General features: G+C 62.2%; 23 protein-coding genes and 1 tRNA gene. 18 read left to right on the forward strand and 6 right to left on the reverse strand.

Annotated features, from left to right (window positions below):
- The first annotated feature begins 1 nt into the window (after position 1).
- From F7R90_RS10765 to F7R90_RS10785, 5 genes are read left to right on the forward strand one after another with little or no spacing between them, the layout of a single operon-like run.
- A complete protein-coding gene (locus tag F7R90_RS10765) occupies positions 2-487 on the forward strand; it encodes a hypothetical protein (RefSeq protein ID WP_158057442.1) in 486 nt (161 codons plus the stop codon).
- Positions 480-926 carry a hypothetical protein gene (locus tag F7R90_RS10770; protein ID WP_158057443.1) on the forward strand — a complete coding sequence of 149 codons (447 nt, stop codon included), beginning with the start codon at positions 480-482 and terminating at the stop codon, positions 924-926. Before F7R90_RS10765 ends, F7R90_RS10770 begins: the two co-directional genes overlap by 8 nt.
- 56 nt (positions 927-982) lie before the next feature.
- Positions 983-1,456 (forward strand): hypothetical protein, encoded by a 474-nt coding sequence (locus F7R90_RS10775; protein ID WP_158057444.1) that lies wholly within the window; start codon positions 983-985, stop codon positions 1,454-1,456.
- Positions 1,453-1,905, forward strand: a complete 453-nt coding sequence (locus F7R90_RS10780) for a hypothetical protein (RefSeq protein WP_158057445.1) — start codon at positions 1,453-1,455, stop codon at positions 1,903-1,905. The genes F7R90_RS10775 and F7R90_RS10780 overlap by 4 nt, the downstream gene beginning before the upstream one ends.
- Positions 1,906-1,944: 39 nt before the next feature.
- Positions 1,945-2,205: a hypothetical protein gene (locus tag F7R90_RS10785; RefSeq protein WP_158057446.1), complete on the forward strand. Its 261-nt coding sequence runs from the start codon at positions 1,945-1,947 to the stop codon at positions 2,203-2,205.
- A 32-nt stretch (positions 2,206-2,237) separates the two neighbouring features.
- Here F7R90_RS10785 and F7R90_RS10790 read toward each other — a convergent pair whose 3' ends face one another.
- The 4 genes from F7R90_RS10790 to F7R90_RS10805 form a co-directional block, all read right to left on the reverse strand.
- Complete coding sequence (locus F7R90_RS10790; RefSeq protein ID WP_158057447.1) at positions 2,238-2,450, reverse strand: hypothetical protein; 213 nt, start codon at positions 2,448-2,450, stop codon at positions 2,238-2,240.
- A 5-nt stretch (positions 2,451-2,455) separates the two neighbouring features.
- Complete coding sequence (locus F7R90_RS10795) at positions 2,456-2,989, reverse strand: hypothetical protein (protein WP_158057448.1); 534 nt, start codon at positions 2,987-2,989, stop codon at positions 2,456-2,458.
- Positions 2,990-2,993: 4 nt separating this feature from the next.
- On the reverse strand, positions 2,994-3,245 hold the full coding sequence (locus tag F7R90_RS10800) for a hypothetical protein (protein WP_158057449.1): 252 nt from the start codon (positions 3,243-3,245) through the stop codon (positions 2,994-2,996).
- Between the two features lie 78 nt (positions 3,246-3,323).
- Positions 3,324-3,758 carry a hypothetical protein gene (locus F7R90_RS10805; protein ID WP_158057450.1) on the reverse strand — a complete coding sequence of 145 codons (435 nt, stop codon included), beginning with the start codon at positions 3,756-3,758 and terminating at the stop codon, positions 3,324-3,326.
- Between the two features lie 221 nt (positions 3,759-3,979).
- Here F7R90_RS10805 and F7R90_RS22830 point away from each other — a divergent pair, with 221 nt between their 5' ends.
- Genes F7R90_RS22830 through F7R90_RS10840 form a run of 7 tightly spaced genes read left to right on the forward strand, consistent with a single transcriptional unit; the run spans position 3,980 to position 13,362 of the window.
- Positions 3,980-7,957 carry a type II/IV secretion system ATPase subunit gene (locus F7R90_RS22830; RefSeq protein ID WP_368408502.1) on the forward strand — a complete coding sequence of 1,326 codons (3,978 nt, stop codon included), beginning with the start codon at positions 3,980-3,982 and terminating at the stop codon, positions 7,955-7,957.
- Positions 7,954-10,002 carry a type II secretion system F family protein gene (locus F7R90_RS10815; RefSeq protein WP_158057451.1) on the forward strand — a complete coding sequence of 683 codons (2,049 nt, stop codon included), beginning with the start codon at positions 7,954-7,956 and terminating at the stop codon, positions 10,000-10,002. Before F7R90_RS22830 ends, F7R90_RS10815 begins: the two co-directional genes overlap by 4 nt.
- A 2-nt stretch (positions 10,003-10,004) precedes the next feature.
- Positions 10,005-10,523: a DUF7287 family protein gene (locus F7R90_RS10820; protein WP_158057452.1), complete on the forward strand. Its 519-nt coding sequence runs from the start codon at positions 10,005-10,007 to the stop codon at positions 10,521-10,523.
- 1 nt (position 10,524) lies between these two features.
- Positions 10,525-11,148, forward strand: coding sequence for a DUF7288 family protein (locus F7R90_RS10825; RefSeq protein ID WP_158057453.1), 624 nt, complete (start codon positions 10,525-10,527; stop codon positions 11,146-11,148).
- On the forward strand, positions 11,136-12,110 hold the full coding sequence (locus tag F7R90_RS10830; RefSeq protein WP_158057454.1) for a DUF7261 family protein: 975 nt from the start codon (positions 11,136-11,138) through the stop codon (positions 12,108-12,110). Before F7R90_RS10825 ends, F7R90_RS10830 begins: the two co-directional genes overlap by 13 nt.
- Positions 12,107-12,568, forward strand: a complete 462-nt coding sequence (locus F7R90_RS10835) for a DUF7266 family protein (protein ID WP_158057455.1) — start codon at positions 12,107-12,109, stop codon at positions 12,566-12,568. Before F7R90_RS10830 ends, F7R90_RS10835 begins: the two co-directional genes overlap by 4 nt.
- Entirely contained in the window at positions 12,565-13,362 is a 798-nt protein-coding gene (locus F7R90_RS10840; protein WP_158057456.1) for a DUF7289 family protein, read from the forward strand. The genes F7R90_RS10835 and F7R90_RS10840 overlap by 4 nt, the downstream gene beginning before the upstream one ends.
- A 1-nt stretch (position 13,363) precedes the next feature.
- Here F7R90_RS10840 and F7R90_RS10845 read toward each other — a convergent pair whose 3' ends face one another.
- A complete protein-coding gene (locus tag F7R90_RS10845; RefSeq protein WP_192498281.1) occupies positions 13,364-15,076 on the reverse strand; it encodes a DUF7289 family protein in 1,713 nt (570 codons plus the stop codon).
- 136 nt (positions 15,077-15,212) lie between these two features.
- Between F7R90_RS10845 and F7R90_RS22715 the strand changes: the two genes are divergently transcribed.
- The 6 genes from F7R90_RS22715 (at position 15,213) to F7R90_RS10870 (ending at position 18,859) form a co-directional block, all read left to right on the forward strand.
- Positions 15,213-15,338: a transporter gene (locus F7R90_RS22715; protein WP_192498282.1), complete on the forward strand. Its 126-nt coding sequence runs from the start codon at positions 15,213-15,215 to the stop codon at positions 15,336-15,338.
- A 126-nt stretch (positions 15,339-15,464) separates the two neighbouring features.
- Positions 15,465-15,794: a HalOD1 output domain-containing protein gene (locus tag F7R90_RS10850; RefSeq protein ID WP_158057458.1), complete on the forward strand. Its 330-nt coding sequence runs from the start codon at positions 15,465-15,467 to the stop codon at positions 15,792-15,794.
- Positions 15,795-15,870: 76 nt separating this feature from the next.
- Positions 15,871-16,161, forward strand: a complete 291-nt coding sequence (eif1A, locus tag F7R90_RS10855) for a translation initiation factor eIF-1A (RefSeq protein ID WP_158057459.1) — start codon at positions 15,871-15,873, stop codon at positions 16,159-16,161.
- 127 nt (positions 16,162-16,288) lie between these two features.
- Positions 16,289-17,482: a right-handed parallel beta-helix repeat-containing protein gene (locus F7R90_RS10860; RefSeq protein ID WP_192498283.1), complete on the forward strand. Its 1,194-nt coding sequence runs from the start codon at positions 16,289-16,291 to the stop codon at positions 17,480-17,482.
- 51 nt (positions 17,483-17,533) lie between these two features.
- The gene (locus tag F7R90_RS10865) at positions 17,534-17,740 is read left to right on the forward strand and encodes a hypothetical protein (protein ID WP_158057461.1); all 207 of its coding nucleotides are present in this window, start codon (positions 17,534-17,536) and stop codon (positions 17,738-17,740) included.
- A 48-nt stretch (positions 17,741-17,788) separates the two neighbouring features.
- Positions 17,789-18,859 (forward strand): hypothetical protein, encoded by a 1,071-nt coding sequence (locus tag F7R90_RS10870; protein ID WP_158057462.1) that lies wholly within the window; start codon positions 17,789-17,791, stop codon positions 18,857-18,859.
- Between the two features lie 314 nt (positions 18,860-19,173).
- Here F7R90_RS10870 and F7R90_RS10875 read toward each other — a convergent pair.
- Positions 19,174-19,245 (reverse strand) — tRNA-Ala (locus F7R90_RS10875).
- Positions 19,246-19,284 lie beyond the last annotated feature (39 nt).

Below are 19,284 nucleotides of genomic sequence, written 5' to 3' on the forward strand. Positions count from 1 at the left end.
GATGGCTGCAGATGCTTTGCCCGTTTGGTCCCGAAAACCGGTGACGCTCGCCGTGTTGGTTGCCATCGGCGTGGGCACCGTAGCGGTGTTCGTTCCGACGCTGTCGTCGTACGTCGCCGTCCAACATACGTCTAGTATCGGTGCGACGCCCGTCGAGTACGAGACGATGGACAGTGGTGAGACGCTCGTCGTCACCGTCGAACTCGAAAACCCGACGCGAGCGACGTACACGGTCTCGTACGTGCAACTGACAGGCTACGCCGACGGGACCGAGTTGACGAAACTCGGTGCCGAACTGTCGGAGACGACGGTTTCGCCGGGCGAGACGGTACAGATAGAGATACGGACGCCCGTCCGAGAAGGACAGCGAGAGCGAACCCGAAACGCACTCGCGTCTGGGACCCTTTCGGCGACTGGCGAACTGACCGGGAAGATTCGTGACCGACAGATTCGCGTCCCGGTGACGGCAGGTGAGAACGATGCGTAGCGAGACCGTCGGCGCTGGCCACCTCTCCCGTCGCGTTCGCGGAGTCGGAGAGGTAGTCTCCCTCGGGGCGACGCTCGGTCTCGTCGGCGGATTGGCCTCGTTCATGAACGCCAAGAAGGACCTCGTGGCGTACGGAGTCGGGCCAGAGTGGTTAGTCGCTCTCATCGCCGTGATGGGGATTCTGGCGCACGTACTCGCTGCCGACCTCGTCGAGAGCATTCGACTCGCGCTCGTCGGCCTCGCAGTCGGCACTGTCGTCCACCTCGTCGTCTGGGTGTCGCCGTTGTGGATACTGCCGTACCCAGTCGGCGCACGTGACCTCCTGTTGCCTCGCATGCTGGGACAGGCCGTGACGAAGGGCCTGCCGGAGTTCCTGATAACGTTCTTCGCGGGGTACTGTGCCGCAGTGGTGGTCCTCAGCTACTTCGACCCGAAGTAATCGACGCCGCGCTTCGGAACACTCTTTTGGACCCTCCCCGTCGTTCCGACAATCCGATGACGAGTATTGGGAGTTCCCTCCGCCCGGAGAAGCCACTCACGGTGGCGTCGTTCCTGCTGGTCGCACTGATTGCGACGGCGCTGTTCGTCCCGACGCTGTCGGCTCACATCTCGGTGATGAACAAGGTCAGCATCGAAGCGACGCCCGTCGAGTACGAGACGGCAGACGGTGGTGAGACGTTGGTCGCGACGATTCGAATCGACAACCCGACGCGGAGCGCGTACACCGTCTCGTTCGGCAGACTCTACGGGAACGTCGAGGGAGCGGCGGTGACGAAACTCGGGGCGGAAGTGGACGAAACGACCGTTCCTCCAGATGAGACCGAGACGGTAACCGCTCGACTCGCCATCAAAGACGGCGAGAGCGAGCGAGTGGCAGAGGCCATCGAGTCGGGGACGTTGACCGTGACCGGCCAACTGCAAGGGACTATCGAGGACCACGAAGTCGAGATCGAGGTGACGACGTCGTGACCGAGAACGCGAGCGCGGCCGACGCACGAAATCGAAGTACGAAACTGCTCGGCAACCGCGGACGGCTACTCACGCTCGGTTCGCTCGTCGGCGTCGTCGCGGGGATGGGGTCGTTCATGTACATCAAAGCGTCGTTCATCCCCTGGGGAGTGGACCCCGCGTGGGCACTCGTCCTCGTCGCCATCGCTGGCGCGTACGCACACTTCTTCTCCGAGGACCTCGCAGACAGCATCACGCTGTCGCTCGTCGCCGTCGTCGTCGGACTGGGAATCCACGTCACGGCTTGGATTGCGCCGCTGTGGATTCTCAACTACCCGCCCGCCGCCCGCGACTTGCTGTTGCCGGGGATGTTGGGCAGAGCAGTCAGTTCGGGGATTCTCGCGTACCTGCTGACGTTCTACGCCGCGTACTTCACCGTGCTGTTAGTGGGCGGCGTACTCGACCCCTGACCGAGGCCCTTTTACCGCAGTGGTCGCATACGTGAAATCGTGCCAAAAGACACCCCGCAACCGGAGAAGACCATCCGCGAGCGCGGGACGTTCGCGAGCCACAACGAAGACCCGACGCTGGCCAGTTACCTCTCGTCGTTGTTCTTCCTGTTGTCGGTCCCGACGTTCGTCGTGGCCGCCTACGGTGGTCACTGGGTCGGTCTCTACCCCTACGAACTCATCGTGCCCGCGTTCGCCGGGATACTTATCGCGTCGTTAATCGTCGTATTTTCGATAATGCACTGGCTGACGGGTAGTTGAATGCAGACAGAGGACCCGGTGTTCGTTCCCGCTCAGAACGTGCTACTGCGGAGCGAGACGTAGAATATCACGAGTACCGATGCGAACAGTAGGGCGAACTGCAACCGACTCGGCGAGGAGTCACCGCTGAGGAAGAAGTACGCGAGGCTACCGACGCCGAGCGTCGCCGCCAGCAAGAACAACGTCAAAATTTGATTCGTGTCGTCTTCCAGCCACCGGTACACCGCGTCCATGGGGTCGTCCATGGCGATTAGTACCAGATGTCTTCGTAGTCACATTCGACCGCGCTCGCGGTGACGTTCTGGGCGAGCGTCAGCGAAGTCAACGCCGTGGTCGAGTCGGCAGTGAACGATTCGTCCGAATCGCGCCACTCGGCGACGCTCACGCCGAGTTCGACGCGCCAGTCTTGAATCGTCATGAGCCACTCGTCGGGGAGTTCGTCGCTGTCGTCTTCGACGCGCGCCCGGAAGAGGTACTTGTAGGTCGTCTCGTGACGGTCGCTGATGTCTTCGCCCGCCATGTACTCCGGGAACTGCGGCGTGCCGAACAGTTGAACCAGTCGATAGAGGACCGTGCCCACGTCGCCATCGATGGGTTCTCCGGGTTCGTTACTGACCGGTGCCCGAACGTCCAAGTCGTCGCGCTCGTTGACCACGTCCTCGACGAGGACCTCGCCGTCGTGGCGTCGCCGCTGTATCTCCTCCTGAGTGACGGGGTCGAGAACGACGTTCTGAAGCTGTTCGAAGTCTGGCGCGTCGGGGTGGTTGCGTACGTCCGTCGGCATAGTTCTAGTAAGCGAAGTAGTTGAAGCCGCGCCATCCAGCGTAGCCGACACCGATAACGGCGAAGCCGACGACCATGACGGTGAGCGCTTCCGTGCTAGAAACGGCTCCCTCTGGGAACGGTTGGAGTCCGAAGTAGAGCGTGATCCCAGTGACGGTGAGGACGTATCCGATCACCACGCCAGCTAACATCACGAAGAGCGACATGAAGCCCACTGGACCGCGCAGGGGCTTCGGTATTTGTTCTCGTAGCGCCATGGTTTGTGGTACAATCCGGCAAGGTTAAAAGTTCCGCACTTGTTCGGTTGCCGCCACTAATTGGCGGTCCAAGCGCCGTTAGGACTCGTCGGTGTCGTCCCGCTCGTCCGGCGACTGGGCGTCTGGAAACTGGTCGGCTTCCGATTGGTCGTCCGTAGGTCGTTCCCCCGCCGACCGGTCGTCGGAGTCGAGGTGCTCCAAGCCGTCGTCGCCAAGTGGCGACATCTCGGGGTCGAAGTCACCGGTCGCACCTTCGGCCGGTTCGCCGTCTTCGTCGGTCTGTTCGCGGGTCGGTTCGCCCGACGGCATATCGACGTACTCCGAGGTGGGCGTCCGGAATCGATAGCCCAACGCGATGAAGACGCTCCCGAGGAGGAAGCGACCGAAGACCCACCAGTGAGTGACGGCGAACTCGCCGGTCACCAGCGACACGTGAATCGCGTCCCCGACGAGTAACGCGCCGACGACCAGGAACATCGTACTCAACAGCGCGAAGACCCGTGCTGAAACCACGAACGTGGGTTGCGAGTCGGTCGTGTTACGTGTTGCGGTTCGCCGACGGATTAGCTTGCTGTCACTGTCAAGCACCGGACGAAACTGCCCGAGACAGCCCCTGAGTCCCGAGTGCATCGGTGCTCGCTAGGGATGATTCGTTTCTGACGTTCCGAAACCAAAATGACATGTATGCCAAACAGTACAAGGTTTTTTCAATGATTAGTGGAAGGAAATAGCCAATGAGCGACGAGTCGCGCGAGACGGGCACCGAGGAATCTGAGACGCCCGCCTCCGAAGCAAACGACGAAGGGGACGGGGACACTCCGAGCGAAGAGACACGGCCAGTGGCTGACGACTCGGAGACGGAAGCTACGAGCGAATCCGAGAGGGATGACGCGCCACCCGAAGCGGACGCCAACGAACGAGACGATGCACAGCCCGACGTGTCGTTCGGTGGGGAAGACGACGAACGTGAGGATTCGGAAGGACAACGAGCCGATTCGAACGGACCCGAGCAGTCCGACTCAGACGCGAACGAGCGAGACAACTCGGACGAAGACGAACAGGACGAAGACGAGCGAATCGACGCAGACGCAGACGACGAACCAGAATCGCTCGACATCTCCGACGACGAGTTGACGAGCGCACGGGTGACCGTCGGCCAGTACACGTGGGACGACTGCGAGGAGGACGTGTTCTGGGAGGACGGTGGGCCGCCGACAAACTGGCGCGGAAAGCCCTACCCCTTCGAACGCGATGAGTACCTCGGATTCGACCCCGCGGAGACGGACGACCAGGTCGATGCTGGAGCCGAGGCGGCGACTGGCCTGAGTGCATACTTCGAGGAGTACCTCGACCCCGACCAGACCCCAGTCGCACTCGGCGACTACCTCTGGGAGCACTTCCGCTACGAGTACTACTACGAGGAGAGCGAGGACGGAACCAAGGTTCGGCCTCGCGACGAGGACAGCGAAGTCGTCCCCTTCGACCGAAGCGAGTGGGTCGGCCACGACGACTTCCCGGCGAGCGTCTTCGAGGGTGGCTTCGCCGTCACCGACCTGAGCAGTGACTTCGAAGACTGGTTAGACCCCGCGACGACGCCCGTCACCAAGGGCGAGTACTACTGGGAACACTTCAAGTACGAGTACTACTACACCGACACAGACGTTACCGCGCCCGAACGTCCTCGCGACGAGGACGGCAATATCGAGCGGTTCGACGAGGAAGAGTGGCTCGGCTTCCCCGAAGAGGACTTGGAGGGGTTACTCGCGGAAGGCGCGGCGAAAGCCGAGGAATTGCTCGAAGTCGAAGACGAGCGAACCCTCGACGTGCCCGAGGAACTGGACGAGGACGCCTTCTTCTCGACCGTAGAGGGTCACACTACCGTCGTCAACCGCTACGACCTCGAAAAGGAAGTCGCGCTTCCCAAGAAACAGCACTTCCGCGAAGTGGACCGCTACTGGGTGAACAAACCCTACTCGTTCGTCGTCATCTTCCACTCGGCGAAGGAGAACGAGACGAAGTACTACCTCGTCGAACCGTACTCGACACCCATCGAAGCAGACCTCACCGAGTTCCTGACCGGCAAACTGCGCTCCTCGATAAAGTACTCCAGCGACGAGGTCGTCGTGGAGGCAGAAGAGGACGAGCGCGGCGACGTCATCGAACGCGAAGCGCTCCGACTGCTTGCGCGCTACGACCTCTACGCCGAGAACGACGGCGAGCGCGCCGAACAGTTGAAAGAACTGCTCGAACGCTACGACGAGACGCGCGACTCCGTCTCGGAGACGCGGGACTCTGTCGCCGATAGCCTGTCTCGCGCGCGCGAGGAGACCGACGCCGCGCTCGAACCGCTCCGCGAGAGCCTTCGAGAGCAGTTCGGCGGCGACCCGGACGAGAAGGACGCGAAGAGTGCAGAAGGTGACGAAGGGGAAGCAGACGAGTCCGAAATCGACGACGCGGAACCGACACCAGACGCGGACGCCGACGCCGAAGAAGTCGCCGCTGACGGTGGCACTGTGGACGCGGACGACGCCGACGCCCAGACCCCTTCGACGGAGACGCCAGAGTCGCCCGACGCCGCTGGCGACACTGATTCGGCGTCGGAAGCCGACGACGAGGCGGCGGACCTCCCCGACACTACCGACGATTCTTCGCTTCCGGCGACGGAAGTCGACGACGACGAACCACTACTCGAACGGCTCGGCGTGGTCGAGTACGTCGGCGTGGACGTGTCGCTGGACCCCGGCGCGAGCCTGCGCGAACAGACTCGCACGCTCTTCGAGGCAAAAATCGAGGCACTCGAACCCGACGAGTCGGGTGGTCTCGACGGCATCATGGTCCGGCCCGAACCGGTCCTCATCGAGGAAGACGACGATAGTCTCTCGGAGTATCAGACCGAGAAACTGCTGTACTTCCTGCGCCGGAACTTCGTCGGCTACGAGCGAATCGACGGCATCAAACACGACATCAACGTCGAGGACATCTCCGTAGACGGCTACAACTCGCCGGTGTTCGTCTACCACACCGACTACGAGCAGATCATCACGAACGTCTACCACGGCCAGGAAGAGTTGGACGACTTCGTGGTCAAGATGGCCCAACGCTCCGGGAAGGGCATCAGCAAGCGCCAACCGCAGGTGGACGCCACGTTGCCGGACGGCTCCCGTGCCCAGTTGACGCTCGGACGAGAAGTTTCGGACCACGGAACCAACTACACGATTCGCCAGTTCAAGGACGTGCCGTTCACGCCCATCGACCTCGTGAACTGGAACACCTTCTCGCTCGAAGAGATGGCGTTCCTCTGGCTCGCCATCGAGAACCACAAGTCGCTCATCTTCGCGGGCGGCACGGCTTCGGGGAAAACGACCAGTCTGAACGCCGTCTCGCTATTCATCCCCTCGAACACGAAGATCGTCTCTATCGAGGACACCCGCGAAGTGGAGTTGCCCCAACGCAACTGGATTGCCAGCGTCACCCGGCCCTCGTTCAACGACGACGGCAAGGGCGACGTGGACGAGTTCGACCTGCTCGAAGCGGCACTCCGACAGCGCCCCGACTACATCGTCATGGGCGAGATTCGCGGCGAGGAAGGTCGGACGCTGTTTCAGGTCATGTCCACAGGTCACACGACCTACACCACGTTCCACGCAGACACGGTTGGCGAGGTCCTGAAGCGGTTCACGACCGAACCGATCAACGTCAGCAAGACGCTCTTTACCGCACTCGATTTGGTCTCCATCCAGACCCAGACCCGTGTAAAGGGGAGCAAAGTGCGTCGGAACAAGTCGCTGACCGAAATCAACGAGTACAGCGCGGAGAACGACGAGATCAACGTTCAGGACATCTTCCAGTGGCGTGCCGAGGACGACGAATTCATGCGCCTCTCGGGGTCGAACACGATGCAGGAGATCATGTTCGACCGCGGGTGGGACGCTGAACGACTGGAAGAGGAGATTCTCAAGCGTCGAGTCATCCTCGCGTATCTCATCAAGAACGGTCTAAACGAGTACACGCAGGTCGCCGCGACTGCACAGGCGTTCATCAACGACCCCGACACCATCCTCACGCTCATCGCCAACGACAAACTCGAAGAGTCGCTGGCCGACCTCCGGGAGATGGAGAGCGTCCACATCGACATCGACCCGGAGAAAGAGGAGATGGTCCCCCGGCCCGACCCCAACCAAGAGACCTACGAACTCGCCCAAGGCATCCTCGCTGAAGCAGAAGACAGACTGTTCGACCAGTACCGCGGTGCGGATGCTTCTGTCGATGGATTGGCCGTCGCGCTCTCGAAGGGCAACGGTCCGGACGACAGGCCGGGTACGGCGACTGACCAGTCGGAAGACGCCGCGAACGGTCCGCCCGAGACGGACCGCGACAGCGACCCCGAATCGCCACCGTTCGACGTTGACCCCGACGATCTCGGAACCGGTGTCCCTGCCGACCTCTACGACGAAGACGAGAGCGTAGACACTGACTCGGAGTCGCCGACCGGAGAGGGAGACGACGACACCGAAAACGATGCCGAGCAGTCGATGCAATCAGAGGATGCTTTCGGCGGGTTCGAGGCCGCGTTCGAAGACGAAGCGGACGACCCGGACGGCAACGATGACGACGCCGCAGACGCCGACGACAACAGCGGCCGTGACGGCGTCGCTCGCAGTTCGTCGTCTGACGACGCGGACGACGAGGGCGACCCGGAGGACGCCCGATGAGCAGCGGTCACGGCACGGCGACTGGCACCCGGCGAACCACCGACTCGCTCGCCGACGCCTTCTACCCCCTGTTCGAGTACATCTTCGACGACGACGGTGACTTCGTCGCCGACGTGGAGACGAAACTTGCGGAGGCACGAATGGCCGAGACGGCCGAACTCTACCTCTCACGCGGGTTGGCTATCGGGACCATCGCGGGCGGCCTGTTGTGGTTGCTGGGGACGCTCCTCGGGTACGCACTCTTCGCAACCGGCGTCGTGGACGTCGGCGTCCTCATCGGTGTACCACTCCCGAGTGAGTGGATGGTCGCCGTCATCAACGCACTGAAGATACCGGCGTTGGTCGTCACCAGCGGTCTGGTCTTCGGGTCCGTCGGCTTCGCCGCAGGGTTCGGCATTATCGTGGCGATACCGTACATGCGAGCGGGCGAGCGCAAGCGGGAGATAAACATGCTCCTGCCGGACGCCATCTCGTTCATGTACGCCCTCTCCATCGGCGGACTGAACCAACTCGAAATTCTCGAAGCCATCGCCAAGGCCGACGACACCTACGGCGAGGTGTCCCGCGAGTTCCAGAGCATCGTCCAAGAGACCGAATACTTCGACACCGACTACCGGACAGCCATACGCAAGCGGTCGCTGGAGACGCCGAGCGACGAACTCGGTCAGTTCCTGACCGACATGCTCTCTATCGTCAACAGCGGCGGGAACATGAGCGACTTCCTCGACGACAAGAAGGACAAGCACATGCGAACCGCCAAGCAGGAACAGGAGATGACCCTCGAAACGCTGGAGTTGTTCGGGGAGATGTACATGACCCTCTCGCTGTTCCCCCTCTTGCTCATCATCATCCTCGTCATCATGTCGATGCTCGGGCAGGCGAAGACCGACATGCTGTACGCGGCGGTGTACGGCCTGATTCCGCTCACGGGCGTCGGATTCCTCGTGCTGGTCTCGACGGTCAAGCAGGACGACCCCGGCGACGGCTTCCTCGACCCGGAGGGTTCCGACGAGCGCCACACCGTCTCGAACACGACCGGTGCAGGTCTACTCCACCTCGGTCTCGTCGAGCGGTTCGTCGGCGAGTTCGCCATCTTCGACCGCATCAAGAGCCGCGAGGGGACACACGAGACGGTCGAACTGCTGAAGCAACCGCACGTCTTCTTCCGCGACAATCCGACGTTCGTGCTGGGACTCACCGTTCCGGCGTCGCTCGTGCTGGTCGCCAACGCAGTCTGGACCGGTGCGGCACCGAGAACGCTGGACGGCATGATAGCCAACCCGGTCTGGGGGACGTTCATCTACGTCTACGTCCCGGTGTATCTGAACCTCCTGCCGCTGGCGGTCTTCCGCGAGTGGAACGTCCGGTCGCGGCGGGCCATCGTGGGCAAACTCTCGGACAACCTCCGAAAGCTCTCGTCGGCCAACAACACCGGCTTGACCCTCCTCGAATCCATCCAGACCGTCGCGGACACCTCCACTGGTAAACTCGCGGACGAGTTCGACGTGATTCACGCGAAAGTCGAGTACGGCACGGGACTGAAAGCCGCGCTCGTGGAGTTCAACAACAAGTATCACATCCCACGGCTCGCCCGGACTGTCAAACTCATCGGAAAGGCACAGGAAGCCTCCAGCCAGATTTCGGCGGTTCTCACTACCGCCGCACAGGCCAGTGAGAATCAGGACGACATCGATCGCGAACGCCGTTCGCGCTCGCGGATGCAGGTGGTCATCATCATCATGACCTACCTCACTCTGCTCGCGGTGATGGCCATCCTCAAGGTCAAATTCCTCGACGTGATGACCGGACTGTCGAGTCAGGCGACCACGAGCGGTGGTTCGGGTGCTGGTGGTGCTGGCGGGATGAGCTTCGGTGGTAGCATCGATACGAACCTGCTGTCGATGCTGTTCTTCCACGCCGTCACCCTGCAAGCGCTGCTGTCGGGGTTCATCGCCGGCTACATCCGCGATGCCTCCCTGCTGGCTGGCGTGAAGTTCGCCGTCGTCCTGCCCACCGTCGCCCTGCTCACCTTCATGTTCATCTAACCATGTCCCGCACAACTAACTCCCGAACGCGAGGCGAGACGGCCCCCACGAGTCGCGCCCAGACGAACATCGACTTCGTGGTCGGAATGAGCGTCTTCCTGCTGACGGTGTTGTTCGTCGTGGCGTTCCTCCCCAGCGTCTTCGAACCGTTCACCGATTCGAACGGCGGCGATGCGCTCGCCGCCGACCGGACGGCAAGCTTGCTCGCCGAACAGTTGCTAGCCGACCCCACGACCCCAGCCATCCTCGACGAACCCTGCACCCGGGAGTTCTTCGACGCTGACGGATCGACTGCCGGGTGTTCGTTCGACGCGGATGCGGCCGACCTGCCTGCGGCGGTCGGTGTCGGGTCTAACACACACGTCAACGTCACCGTCGAGGAAGGTGGCGTCGTACAATCGAGCGACGGTGTCGAACTGCGTGCAGGCAACGAACCGTCCGAAACGAACAGCGTCGTCGTCGCTCGCCGAGTCGTAGTCCTCGACGATGAAGAGCACGACCTCTTCGTCCGGGTGTGGTAAGATGGCAGGACGATCAATCGACGAACGGGGGCGAGGCGACGAACGCGGGCAGGCACACACCCTCGAAGCGTTCACTGCCGCGCTGATAGTCGTCTCTGGAGTCCTCTTCGCGTTGCAGTCAACAGCCGTGACGCCGCTGACTGCCAGTACGTCGAACCAGCACATCGAGAACCAACACCAAGTCGCTGCGGCGGACTTACTGGCGGGTGCGGCGGAACGTGGAACGCTCCGCCAGTCGGTGCTGTTTTGGGACCAGACAAACGGGACGTTCGTCGGCGCGAGCGAGAGCGGTTTCTACGCCAACAGTGGGCCACCGAACGCCTTCGGTGAATCGCTCAACGAGACGTTCGGGAGCTTCAGTTCACCCGGTCGTCGAATTGCCTACAACGTCTACGTCTACTATCGGAAGCCAGACAACACGAGTCGGCGACAGACGATGGTGTACATGGGGTCGCCGAGTGACAACGCCGCCACGGCGTCCCGGACGGTGACAATCTACGACGACACGCCCCTGAACGGAACGGAGACAAACGTGTCTTCGGGGCGGTTCTACGCGCCGGACGCCGCGCCGAACGCGACGCTGTACAACACGATGGAGGTGCGCATCGTCGTATGGCAGATGTGAGAACCCGCTGGCGTGCGGCGCGCCGCGACGGTGACAGAGGCCAACTCATCCTCGTGACCGGGTTAGCCGTCGCCGTGACGCTCGTCGCCGTCGTGCTGCTGCTGAACACGGTTATCTACACACAGAATCTCGCGTCTCGCGGGACGGAAGTCGGCGACAGCGAAGCAGTCGGCTTTCGGTCCGAAGTCGCCGTGGGCGTCGGCGGCCTGATAGACGCAGAAAATCGAGTCGGCTACGAGACTCGAACGAAGGTCGAAGACAACGTCACCGCTGGCGTCGAGCGGTTCGACGCGCTACTCTCGCGCCGATACGGGGAAAAGGGGACGATTGCAGTCGTCGAGACCGACTCGCTAACGACGACGGACGGAGTCATCCTTCGTCAGACGAACGCCTCGCGTGGCCTGAACTCCTCGGACGCGAGCGGTGAGCAATCCGATTGGACGCTGGCGACCGACGCGCAGCAAGTCAGGCGGTTCCGACTCACGGTCTCCCGCGAGAACCTCACCGACACGGTCGACGAGACGCAGGGGTTCACGGTGCGACTCGACGGAGACAGTGGAGACACGTGGCGCGCGTACGTCTACGACGACGGTGGTATCACCGTCGCTGTGAAGAACGGCACGGACGCGGCCGAAGTGGCCTGCACAGCGAGCGGGCCAAAAGCGACTATCGACCTCACCGCGGGAACGCTCAACGGGACGACCTGCCCGAAACTCCAGTACGCGACCGGTGTCGCCTCGCCGCACGACGTCGCGTTCCGAAACGGGGAGCGAGCGACAGGGACCTACGAACTGACGCTGACACCGGACGGGGCCCAGACCGGAAACTTCGCGTCCGCCGACGCGGGCGACTCGCCGTGGGCCGCACCCGCAGTGTACGCCGCTACGTTCGAGATTCACTTCGAGACGCCGACGGTGACCTACCACGCGACGGTTCGAGTCGCGCAGGGGGAACCAGCATGAAAGAACGATTCTACGCAGACGACCGCGGTGTCTCGATAACGGTCGGCTACGCGCTGAACCTCGTGGTTGCGACGCTGCTCATCGCAGGCGTGTTGAGCGCTACCGGCGGAATGGTCGAAGACCGCCGCGATTCAGCGATTCGAACCGAGTTGTCGGTGCTTGGCGAACGCGTGGCGAGTGACCTGATGGCCGCAGACAGACTCGCGTCGGTCGGCGGCACGACGGCCGTCGCTGTCGAGACAACACTTCCTCGGAAGGTCGCCGCAACTTCCTACGAGATAGAAATCCGAACGTCACCCGCCGAAATCGTCCTTCGCTCGTCGAACCCCGAGGTGACGGTGACGGTCGAGTTCCACCACGAGACGGCGGTGCAAGCGACCACCGTTCGGGGTGGCGACCTTCGAGTCGTGCTGAACAGTGGCGCGAGTCCGAACCGGTTGGAGGTGACTAAGGCATGACCATCCCGACATGGCTCCGCTCCGAACGCGCGGCGACCGAGACTATCGGCTTCGTCTTCGCATTCGCACTCGTGACTGCCTCCGTCGGCGTCGTCTACACGACTGGCATCGGCGGTCTGGAGGACGCCCGAGACCACGAGCAACTGAAGAACGCTGGCAGGGCCTTCGACGTACTTGCGGACAACGTGGAGGACGTTCGCCGCGAGGGCGCACCGAGTCGGGCGACAGAACTGAAACTCTCTGATTCGTCGGTTCGTTTCGGCGACCCAGTTCGCATCGAAGTACAGGTAAACAACACGGATACGGACGCCAACGCGACGTACGGGATGTCCGCGCGGCCGCTCGTCTACGAGGGGTCGGCGGGCCGCGTCGTCTACTCGGCGGGTGCGACGTTCCGCATCGACGACGGCTACGCCACCATGCAGACCGACCCGGGCTACGTCGTCGGCGACCGGCGGTCGCACGTCCCGCTTCTCATCACGTACCCCCGCGAATCGGGGAGCGCCATCCGCGGGAGTTCGACCATCCTCATCGTGGCGTACCGCCAGTCGCTCGGCCTCGACGGTCGCTTCGAGACCGGAACAGACGCATCGGACCCGAACGCTCGTGTGAACGTCACTGTGGAATCGCCACGAGCAGCGGCGTGGGGACGCTACTTCGAGTCACTCGGCATGTCACCGCCACCGTCGGACCCGTCCGTGGCCGACCCGGACGACGGAGTGGTGACCTATCAGTTTTTCACCGACCGACTGACCGTCTCCGAGACGGCCGTCGAGTTCGACCTACAGCAGTAACTTAGGAACTGGTGACGTTGACCCGGTTGACGCTGACGTGGAGGTACGTGACGTGCGGCGCAGAATCGTACCCCGGCGGGAGCGTGGACTCTTTTGCCAGTGCAGCGTCGTAGTGGACGACCCCGCCAGACTGAAGGGTAGTTCGGCCGCCGACGAGGGCACCGTACACCTCTGCGTGGCTCGTCACGGAGATAGACCCGAACCGCCCGTCGCTGTCCGGTGCGTACAACATCCCGACGAACTGGGTTCCCGACCCCGTGAACTCGGCGTCCACGCCCGGCGGTCCGTACACCCGGAACTTCCCGGAACGGTCGCCGGGAACCGTTACGGTGCCATCTTCGACGGTGAACTCCGACGCGTCCATGTAGACGTTTACTCGGCCGCCATCGGGGTTCTGAACCGTTATCGTCCCGCCGTGGAGGCCGATTTCCCCGGCGACGGCAAGGTCAACGCTCCCGCCGTCGAGGTCGATGACGAGTTCGTCGCCGCTGTCGAGGTCTATTTGTTCGAGGTAGTAGTCGCCCTCAGTCAGGGTGCAGATCGAGTCGCACCCCGTGAGTTCGTCACCGCTGATGGCGCTCGTGTCCTCGTTGTCGTTGTTGTCCTCGAACGTCTCGCGCTTGCTGAGGACCATCGACCCGACCGGGTCGATAGCGGCGACCGACCCGTTGGCGGCGGTCCAACCATCGACTGTCGCCTGCTTGTGGAGGTCGATACTACCGCCGTACGAGAGGTTGCCACCGAGATGTGCGTTCGAACTCCCGAGTTCGACTTCACCGCCGCCGGAGACGAGGTCGCCTCGAATCTCTGCTTTGCCCTGCATCTGGACGCCACCGACCGTCTTGATTGTCCCCGAAGTCCCTTTCGTCGCGTCGTAGTCGCCCTTCGAGGAGTTATAACTGTTAGTGAAGGTCTCGCCGCCACCACCACCCTGAATGACGAGCTTCTGTGAAGAGGTCGAGGCCACTCCCTGACTGATTTTCGGGACGTTAGGCGGCGTGACGAGTCGTAGCGTCGCCGTCTGATTCTCGTGGTCGAAGTCCACTTCGCCACCGGTCCGTTGCTCGAAGAATCGACCCCACGCTTGGTAGTACTCGCTGTGGACGGTCAGGTTGACCTCCGACTGGACGAGTGGGTTTCGAAGGCTCTCGCTTGCAACTGGGAACTGTGGCTCCGGACTCCCGTTCTTCTGGATGGTTGCCGACCCAGAGAGCGGACCCCGTCCCGTGATGGTGACGAGCGGAAGCGTCAGCGTCGTCTGGCGGTAGTGGACTTCTGGAGGCGAAATCATCGTCGCGCCGCCGTTGGTTCGCTTCCAGACGCCACCACCTTCGTAGGCGATGGCCGTGTCGCCATTCTCGTAGACGACAGCCCCGAGCGACTCGTTCATCACCACGTTCTCGGTTCCGCCCTCCGGTGTCATGTTTATCCGGAGCCAACCGCTTTCGTTTTCGACTCGGGTTCGACTCCCGTCGAATCCGAGAGTCAGCCGTTGGACCGTACTGTCGCCGATGCCGACGAGACTCGCCTTCGAGTCGAGTTGCGTCATCGCGTGTTCGGCCCCGTTGATTTCCGACACGCGCTTCGAGTCTTCGAGTGCAGACGAACCGTATCCGACGATGAGACCCGTGCCGATGATGGTCACGCCGAGAAGGAGGACGACGCCGACGACGTTCGACTGGCCGCGTTCCGACTCGGTACGTCCTCCGAACATAGACCGCTCAACGGACCGGGGGGTTATAAACCATCCAGAAACAACTCGAAAATATTTCAATTTCGGTCGATTCGACGTCCTCCGTCGCTCGCCGACCGGCCCCAAGACATTCCGGTGTCGGCGTGGTTGTACCGCTATGCGACTCTCGACCATCGTACTACTGCTCGGCGCAGTCGTGTTCGCTATCCCAGTTCCGGGGACGTTCATCCTCGGCGGTCTGATACTCGCGCTCGGTGGTATCGCACGTTGGCTCGACTTCTGAGTACTCGTCGCAGTCGCGTCTTTTTCGCCGCTCGTTAGTGTGTCTTCAGCAACACTTGTGAACCTCCGGAAAGCCTATGTACATCCCCCTCTGAAGGTGGGGTAACGTAGTAGCTTGTACCGGATTATGCCGAGAGAGAACATCGACCCCGTAGAAATCGAAGTAGCGACTGGGGACGGGACGGGGGCTTCGACGTACGTCTTCGACATCAGCGAGCACATGATACGTGGAGAGGTCTGTACGGGCATCGCGCTCGCGCTCGGGGAAGCCCTCGGCCGCAGTCCCGAACGAATGACGCCGTTGAGTTCCGTCGTCGATTGCGACGCGCTCCAACTCCTGTTCCACACGCGTCGCTACGGCGACTTGCGCGACGACGTATCGGTGTCGTTCCCGTACGACATCTACACAGTCACCGTGGAAGCAGGTGGACAGGTCGTCCTACAGGCCCAAGAGTAGGCCGTCACACGTCGGTCCCACTTTTTCCACGCGCCTGAACCCGACCACTTAACCGTGCCCACTACTTCTACCGCCCATGAGTGACGATGGCGGGCGACGGAATCTCCGGATGCCCGACGACGACGAACTGTTCGCCGTGGTGACCGAGATGCTCGGCAAGAACCGAGTGCGACTTCGCTGCAACGACGGCGTCGAGCGGATGGGCCGCATTCCGGGCCGTATGCGGAAGCGAATCTGGATTCGCCGCGACGACATCGTGCTGGCGGAACCGTGGGACTGGCAGGACGAGAAGGCAGACATCGAGTGGCGCTACGACGGCGCTGCGCAGGACCAACTCCGCCGAGAAGGCCACATCAACGTCGAGTAGCCCGCCCGCTCTAATCGGTCGTTTCTCCACCAGTAATCGTCGTTACTGAAGTTGCGAACCACGCTCGTTTTCGGCAATCTGCGATACCCGGTGCATAACAATGCCGTTTGGAATGGTACCCGCGGCCGTGACTCGCAGTTCTCGCCGGACGTTTTTGAAAGTAGCAGGGGCGACGGGCGTCGGAACGAACCTCACGGGCGGTTCCGGCAGCGTCGCGGGTCTCGCGAGCGGCCGCCGCACACTCCGAACGGTGGTCGTGCCGGACGACTACGAGACGATTCAGGCGGCGGTAGACGACGCGCGAGCGGGCGACCTGCTACTCGTGGAACCGGGCGTCTACAGAGAGACGGTGATGATTCGAACGCCGCGGATTACGCTCCGCGGAACGGACCGCAATCGGACGATTCTCGACGGCGAGTTCGAACGAAACATCGGCGTCTGCGCCGAAGCCGACGGCGTCGCCATCGAGAATCTGACCGCTCGGCACTACCGAGCCAACGGGTTCTACTGGTCGCACGCGACAGGATTCCGGGGGAGCTACCTGACCGCGTACAACAACGGGAGTTACGGCATCTACGCTATCGACTCGGTAGACGGCCGTTTCGAACACAGTTACGCCTCGGGCCATCCCGACTCGGGATTCTACATCGGTCACCGCCACCCGTTCCACGCAATCGTCACCGACGTAATCGCCGAGAACAACGCGTGGGGGTACTCCGGCACGAGCGCCGGCGGGGACCTGACGATTCGCGACTCGGTGTGGCGCAACAACATGGCTGGCATCGTCCCGAACACGCTCTCGGACGGCGAACCGCCACAGCACGACGCCCGCATCGTCGGCAACGAAGTCGCCGACAACAACAACGAAGACGCACCCGCGATTCGAACGACGTACCCCGCGTTCGGCACGGGCATCCTGCTGTGGGGCGGCAAGCGAAATCTCGTAGCCAACAACGACGTTCGGAACCACGAGAACTTCGGCATCGCGCTCGAACGAAACGTCGCGGTCTGCTCGGGCAATCGGATTCGGAACAATCGCGTCTCGGAGTCGGGTGTCGCAGACCTCGCGGTCGGCACGCCAGTCGGTCAGAACAACCGCTTCCTGAACAACGAGTACGAGACGAGTCTGCCGCAAAACGTCGAGGCCGGAACGGCGAGCGGAGCGCTCCGAGTCACCGCTGTGTTCGCCGAGCAGCGCGCTCGTGCGCGCGGTGAGTTTCCAAGTGGCGACTGGCGCGAGCAACCTGTCCCGGACTCACAGCCGTCGATGCAGAACCCCCAGCGGGACCCGATACCGGCCGACAAGACGCACGGCTACTGATTCTTCTCCGGGCCGAACAGTGAGGTAGCTGGGTACCGTAGCGACTCGTAGATGCGGGACCGAACGACGCGAGAGCGACTCTTCGAGGACTACCGGACCCTCACCGCGCTGGTAGTCGTCGCGACGTTACTCCTCGCCGCCTACGTCTACCACCCCACGCCGTTAGTGCAGTACGGCGCGTGGTTGGTCGTCTTCTCGGTGTGGATGGCGTGGTTCGTCGCGAAGGCCGCAGAGTGGGTGTCGAACGCGGACTTCTAATTCGGTGCCCGTCACACCTATCTACGTCCCCGTCGTCCTCTGGTTTCCATGGGGGACAGTGGTACGGCGGAGAACGGCGACGCCGAGGAGTACGTGAGCCCGCAACTGAGCAACGGCCTCGGCGAGGTGTTGCGACGGCCCCGCGAGTGGTTCTTCCTCGTGGAGAATCGGTTGGTCATTGCCGGAGGACTGCTCGTGTTCGCGTTGCTGTTCTTCCTCGCCGTCGAAGCGGTCACCGGCATCAGCACCGAAGAGATGGGACCGCTGTTCTACCTCTACAGCGCGCTCATCGGCGGGAACCTGACCCTCATCACAGTCGTGCTGGCCATCAACCAACTCGTCATCTCCCAGCAACTCGAAGCGCCGGGCGGCCTGCGCAACCAAATCGAGGGCGTCAACGAGTACCGCGAGGCAGTCGAGGAGACGATTAGCCGCGAGGTAGCGCCGGTGACGCCCTCTGATTTCCTCCACATTCTGCTCGAAAGCGTTCGGCAGGACCTGCACTCCTTCGAGGACCGAATCGAGGAGATAGAGTCGGCGGAAGCGAGGGAGGAGTTGGAGACCCTCGTCTCGGAACTCGTCCAGCACATCACCCACGTCAACCACCTGCTCCAGCAGGCCGACATCGGCATCTTCAACGCGCTCTCTGTCACCCTCCAGACGAACTACTCGCACCAAATCTACGAGATTCGCGCGATAGAGGCCGAATTTGGGGAACACATCTCGGAGGAAATAACCGAGACCTTGGACGACCTCGTGGTGCGAATCCAGCAAATCGACGTAGCACGCCAGTACTTCAAGAACCTCTACTTGCAGGACGAGTTGCCACACCTCTCGCGGATTCTGCTCTACGTCGGTGTTCCGGCGGAGTTGACGGCGATAACGATGCTGGTGTTCTTCGCGGGCACGACGCAAGCGGTTCTCGGGCCTGTGGAACTGTCACTGCTGGTTCCGGTGACACTGACGATTGCGCTGGCACCGCTGGCGGTGCTGTTCTCGTTCGTGGTTCGAGTGTCGGTGGTGGCTCAGCACACCGCGGCGATTACGCCGTTCACGACTTCGCACCACGATTCGCTGGAGATGTCGGAGGAAAGCGTGTTGGCTAGTGGCGGGGAGTGAGGTTGGAGAGAAGTTCCAGTGATATTACCGCGAGCGAAGCGAGCGGCCCAAGGAACCCCCGAAGGGGGGTGACGCCGTGGTTTTCATCAACGTTTTGCCAGCGAGGGAGCCAGAAGCCTCTGGCTTCTGGCGACTGAGTGCAGCAAAAGGTTGAGTGGACTCGTCGGGATTTGAACCAAAGCCAGACGTTCCTGCTCGCTTCGCTGTGCGGGCATGCGACTGGCAGGGCTCAAATCCGACTCGTTGAAATGAATTTGCGCTCACAGAAGTGGCGAGTACACAAGGTACTCGCCGATTAGCTCGCGCAAAATTAGTGGACTCGTCGGGATTTGAACCCGAGGCCTTCCCCGTGCCAGGGGGATGATCTACCGCTGATCTACGAGCCCTCGAACGCATTTCAACGTTTTCCGGGGATACTGATAAAC

It is taken from the genome of Halorussus halophilus (genome assembly GCF_008831545.1).
GTDB classification, from domain to species: domain Archaea; phylum Halobacteriota; class Halobacteria; order Halobacteriales; family Haladaptataceae; genus Halorussus; species Halorussus halophilus.

Coding starts and splice junctions, on each gene's coding strand:
- F7R90_RS10790 (WP_158057447.1), bottom strand. CDS start 2,450: ATGGACGACCCCATGGACGCGGTGTACCGGTGGCTGGAAGACGACACG.
- F7R90_RS10815 (WP_158057451.1), top strand. CDS start 7,954: ATGAGCAGCGGTCACGGCACGGCGACTGGCACCCGGCGAACCACCGAC.
- F7R90_RS10865 (WP_158057461.1), top strand. CDS start 17,534: ATGCGGGACCGAACGACGCGAGAGCGACTCTTCGAGGACTACCGGACC.
- F7R90_RS10795 (WP_158057448.1), bottom strand. CDS start 2,989: ATGCCGACGGACGTACGCAACCACCCCGACGCGCCAGACTTCGAACAG.
- F7R90_RS22715 (WP_192498282.1), top strand. CDS start 15,213: ATGCGACTCTCGACCATCGTACTACTGCTCGGCGCAGTCGTGTTCGCT.
- F7R90_RS10825 (WP_158057453.1), top strand. CDS start 10,525: ATGGCAGGACGATCAATCGACGAACGGGGGCGAGGCGACGAACGCGGG.
- F7R90_RS10820 (WP_158057452.1), top strand. CDS start 10,005: ATGTCCCGCACAACTAACTCCCGAACGCGAGGCGAGACGGCCCCCACG.
- F7R90_RS10835 (WP_158057455.1), top strand. CDS start 12,107: ATGAAAGAACGATTCTACGCAGACGACCGCGGTGTCTCGATAACGGTC.
- F7R90_RS10770 (WP_158057443.1), top strand. CDS start 480: ATGCGTAGCGAGACCGTCGGCGCTGGCCACCTCTCCCGTCGCGTTCGC.
- F7R90_RS10830 (WP_158057454.1), top strand. CDS start 11,136: ATGGCAGATGTGAGAACCCGCTGGCGTGCGGCGCGCCGCGACGGTGAC.
- F7R90_RS22830 (WP_368408502.1), top strand. CDS start 3,980: ATGAGCGACGAGTCGCGCGAGACGGGCACCGAGGAATCTGAGACGCCC.
- F7R90_RS10800 (WP_158057449.1), bottom strand. CDS start 3,245: ATGGCGCTACGAGAACAAATACCGAAGCCCCTGCGCGGTCCAGTGGGC.
- F7R90_RS10775 (WP_158057444.1), top strand. CDS start 983: ATGACGAGTATTGGGAGTTCCCTCCGCCCGGAGAAGCCACTCACGGTG.
- F7R90_RS10870 (WP_158057462.1), top strand. CDS start 17,789: ATGGGGGACAGTGGTACGGCGGAGAACGGCGACGCCGAGGAGTACGTG.
- F7R90_RS10840 (WP_158057456.1), top strand. CDS start 12,565: ATGACCATCCCGACATGGCTCCGCTCCGAACGCGCGGCGACCGAGACT.
- F7R90_RS10845 (WP_192498281.1), bottom strand. CDS start 15,076: ATGTTCGGAGGACGTACCGAGTCGGAACGCGGCCAGTCGAACGTCGTC.
- eif1A (WP_158057459.1), top strand. CDS start 15,871: ATGAGTGACGATGGCGGGCGACGGAATCTCCGGATGCCCGACGACGAC.
- F7R90_RS10765 (WP_158057442.1), top strand. CDS start 2: ATGGCTGCAGATGCTTTGCCCGTTTGGTCCCGAAAACCGGTGACGCTC.
- F7R90_RS10850 (WP_158057458.1), top strand. CDS start 15,465: ATGCCGAGAGAGAACATCGACCCCGTAGAAATCGAAGTAGCGACTGGG.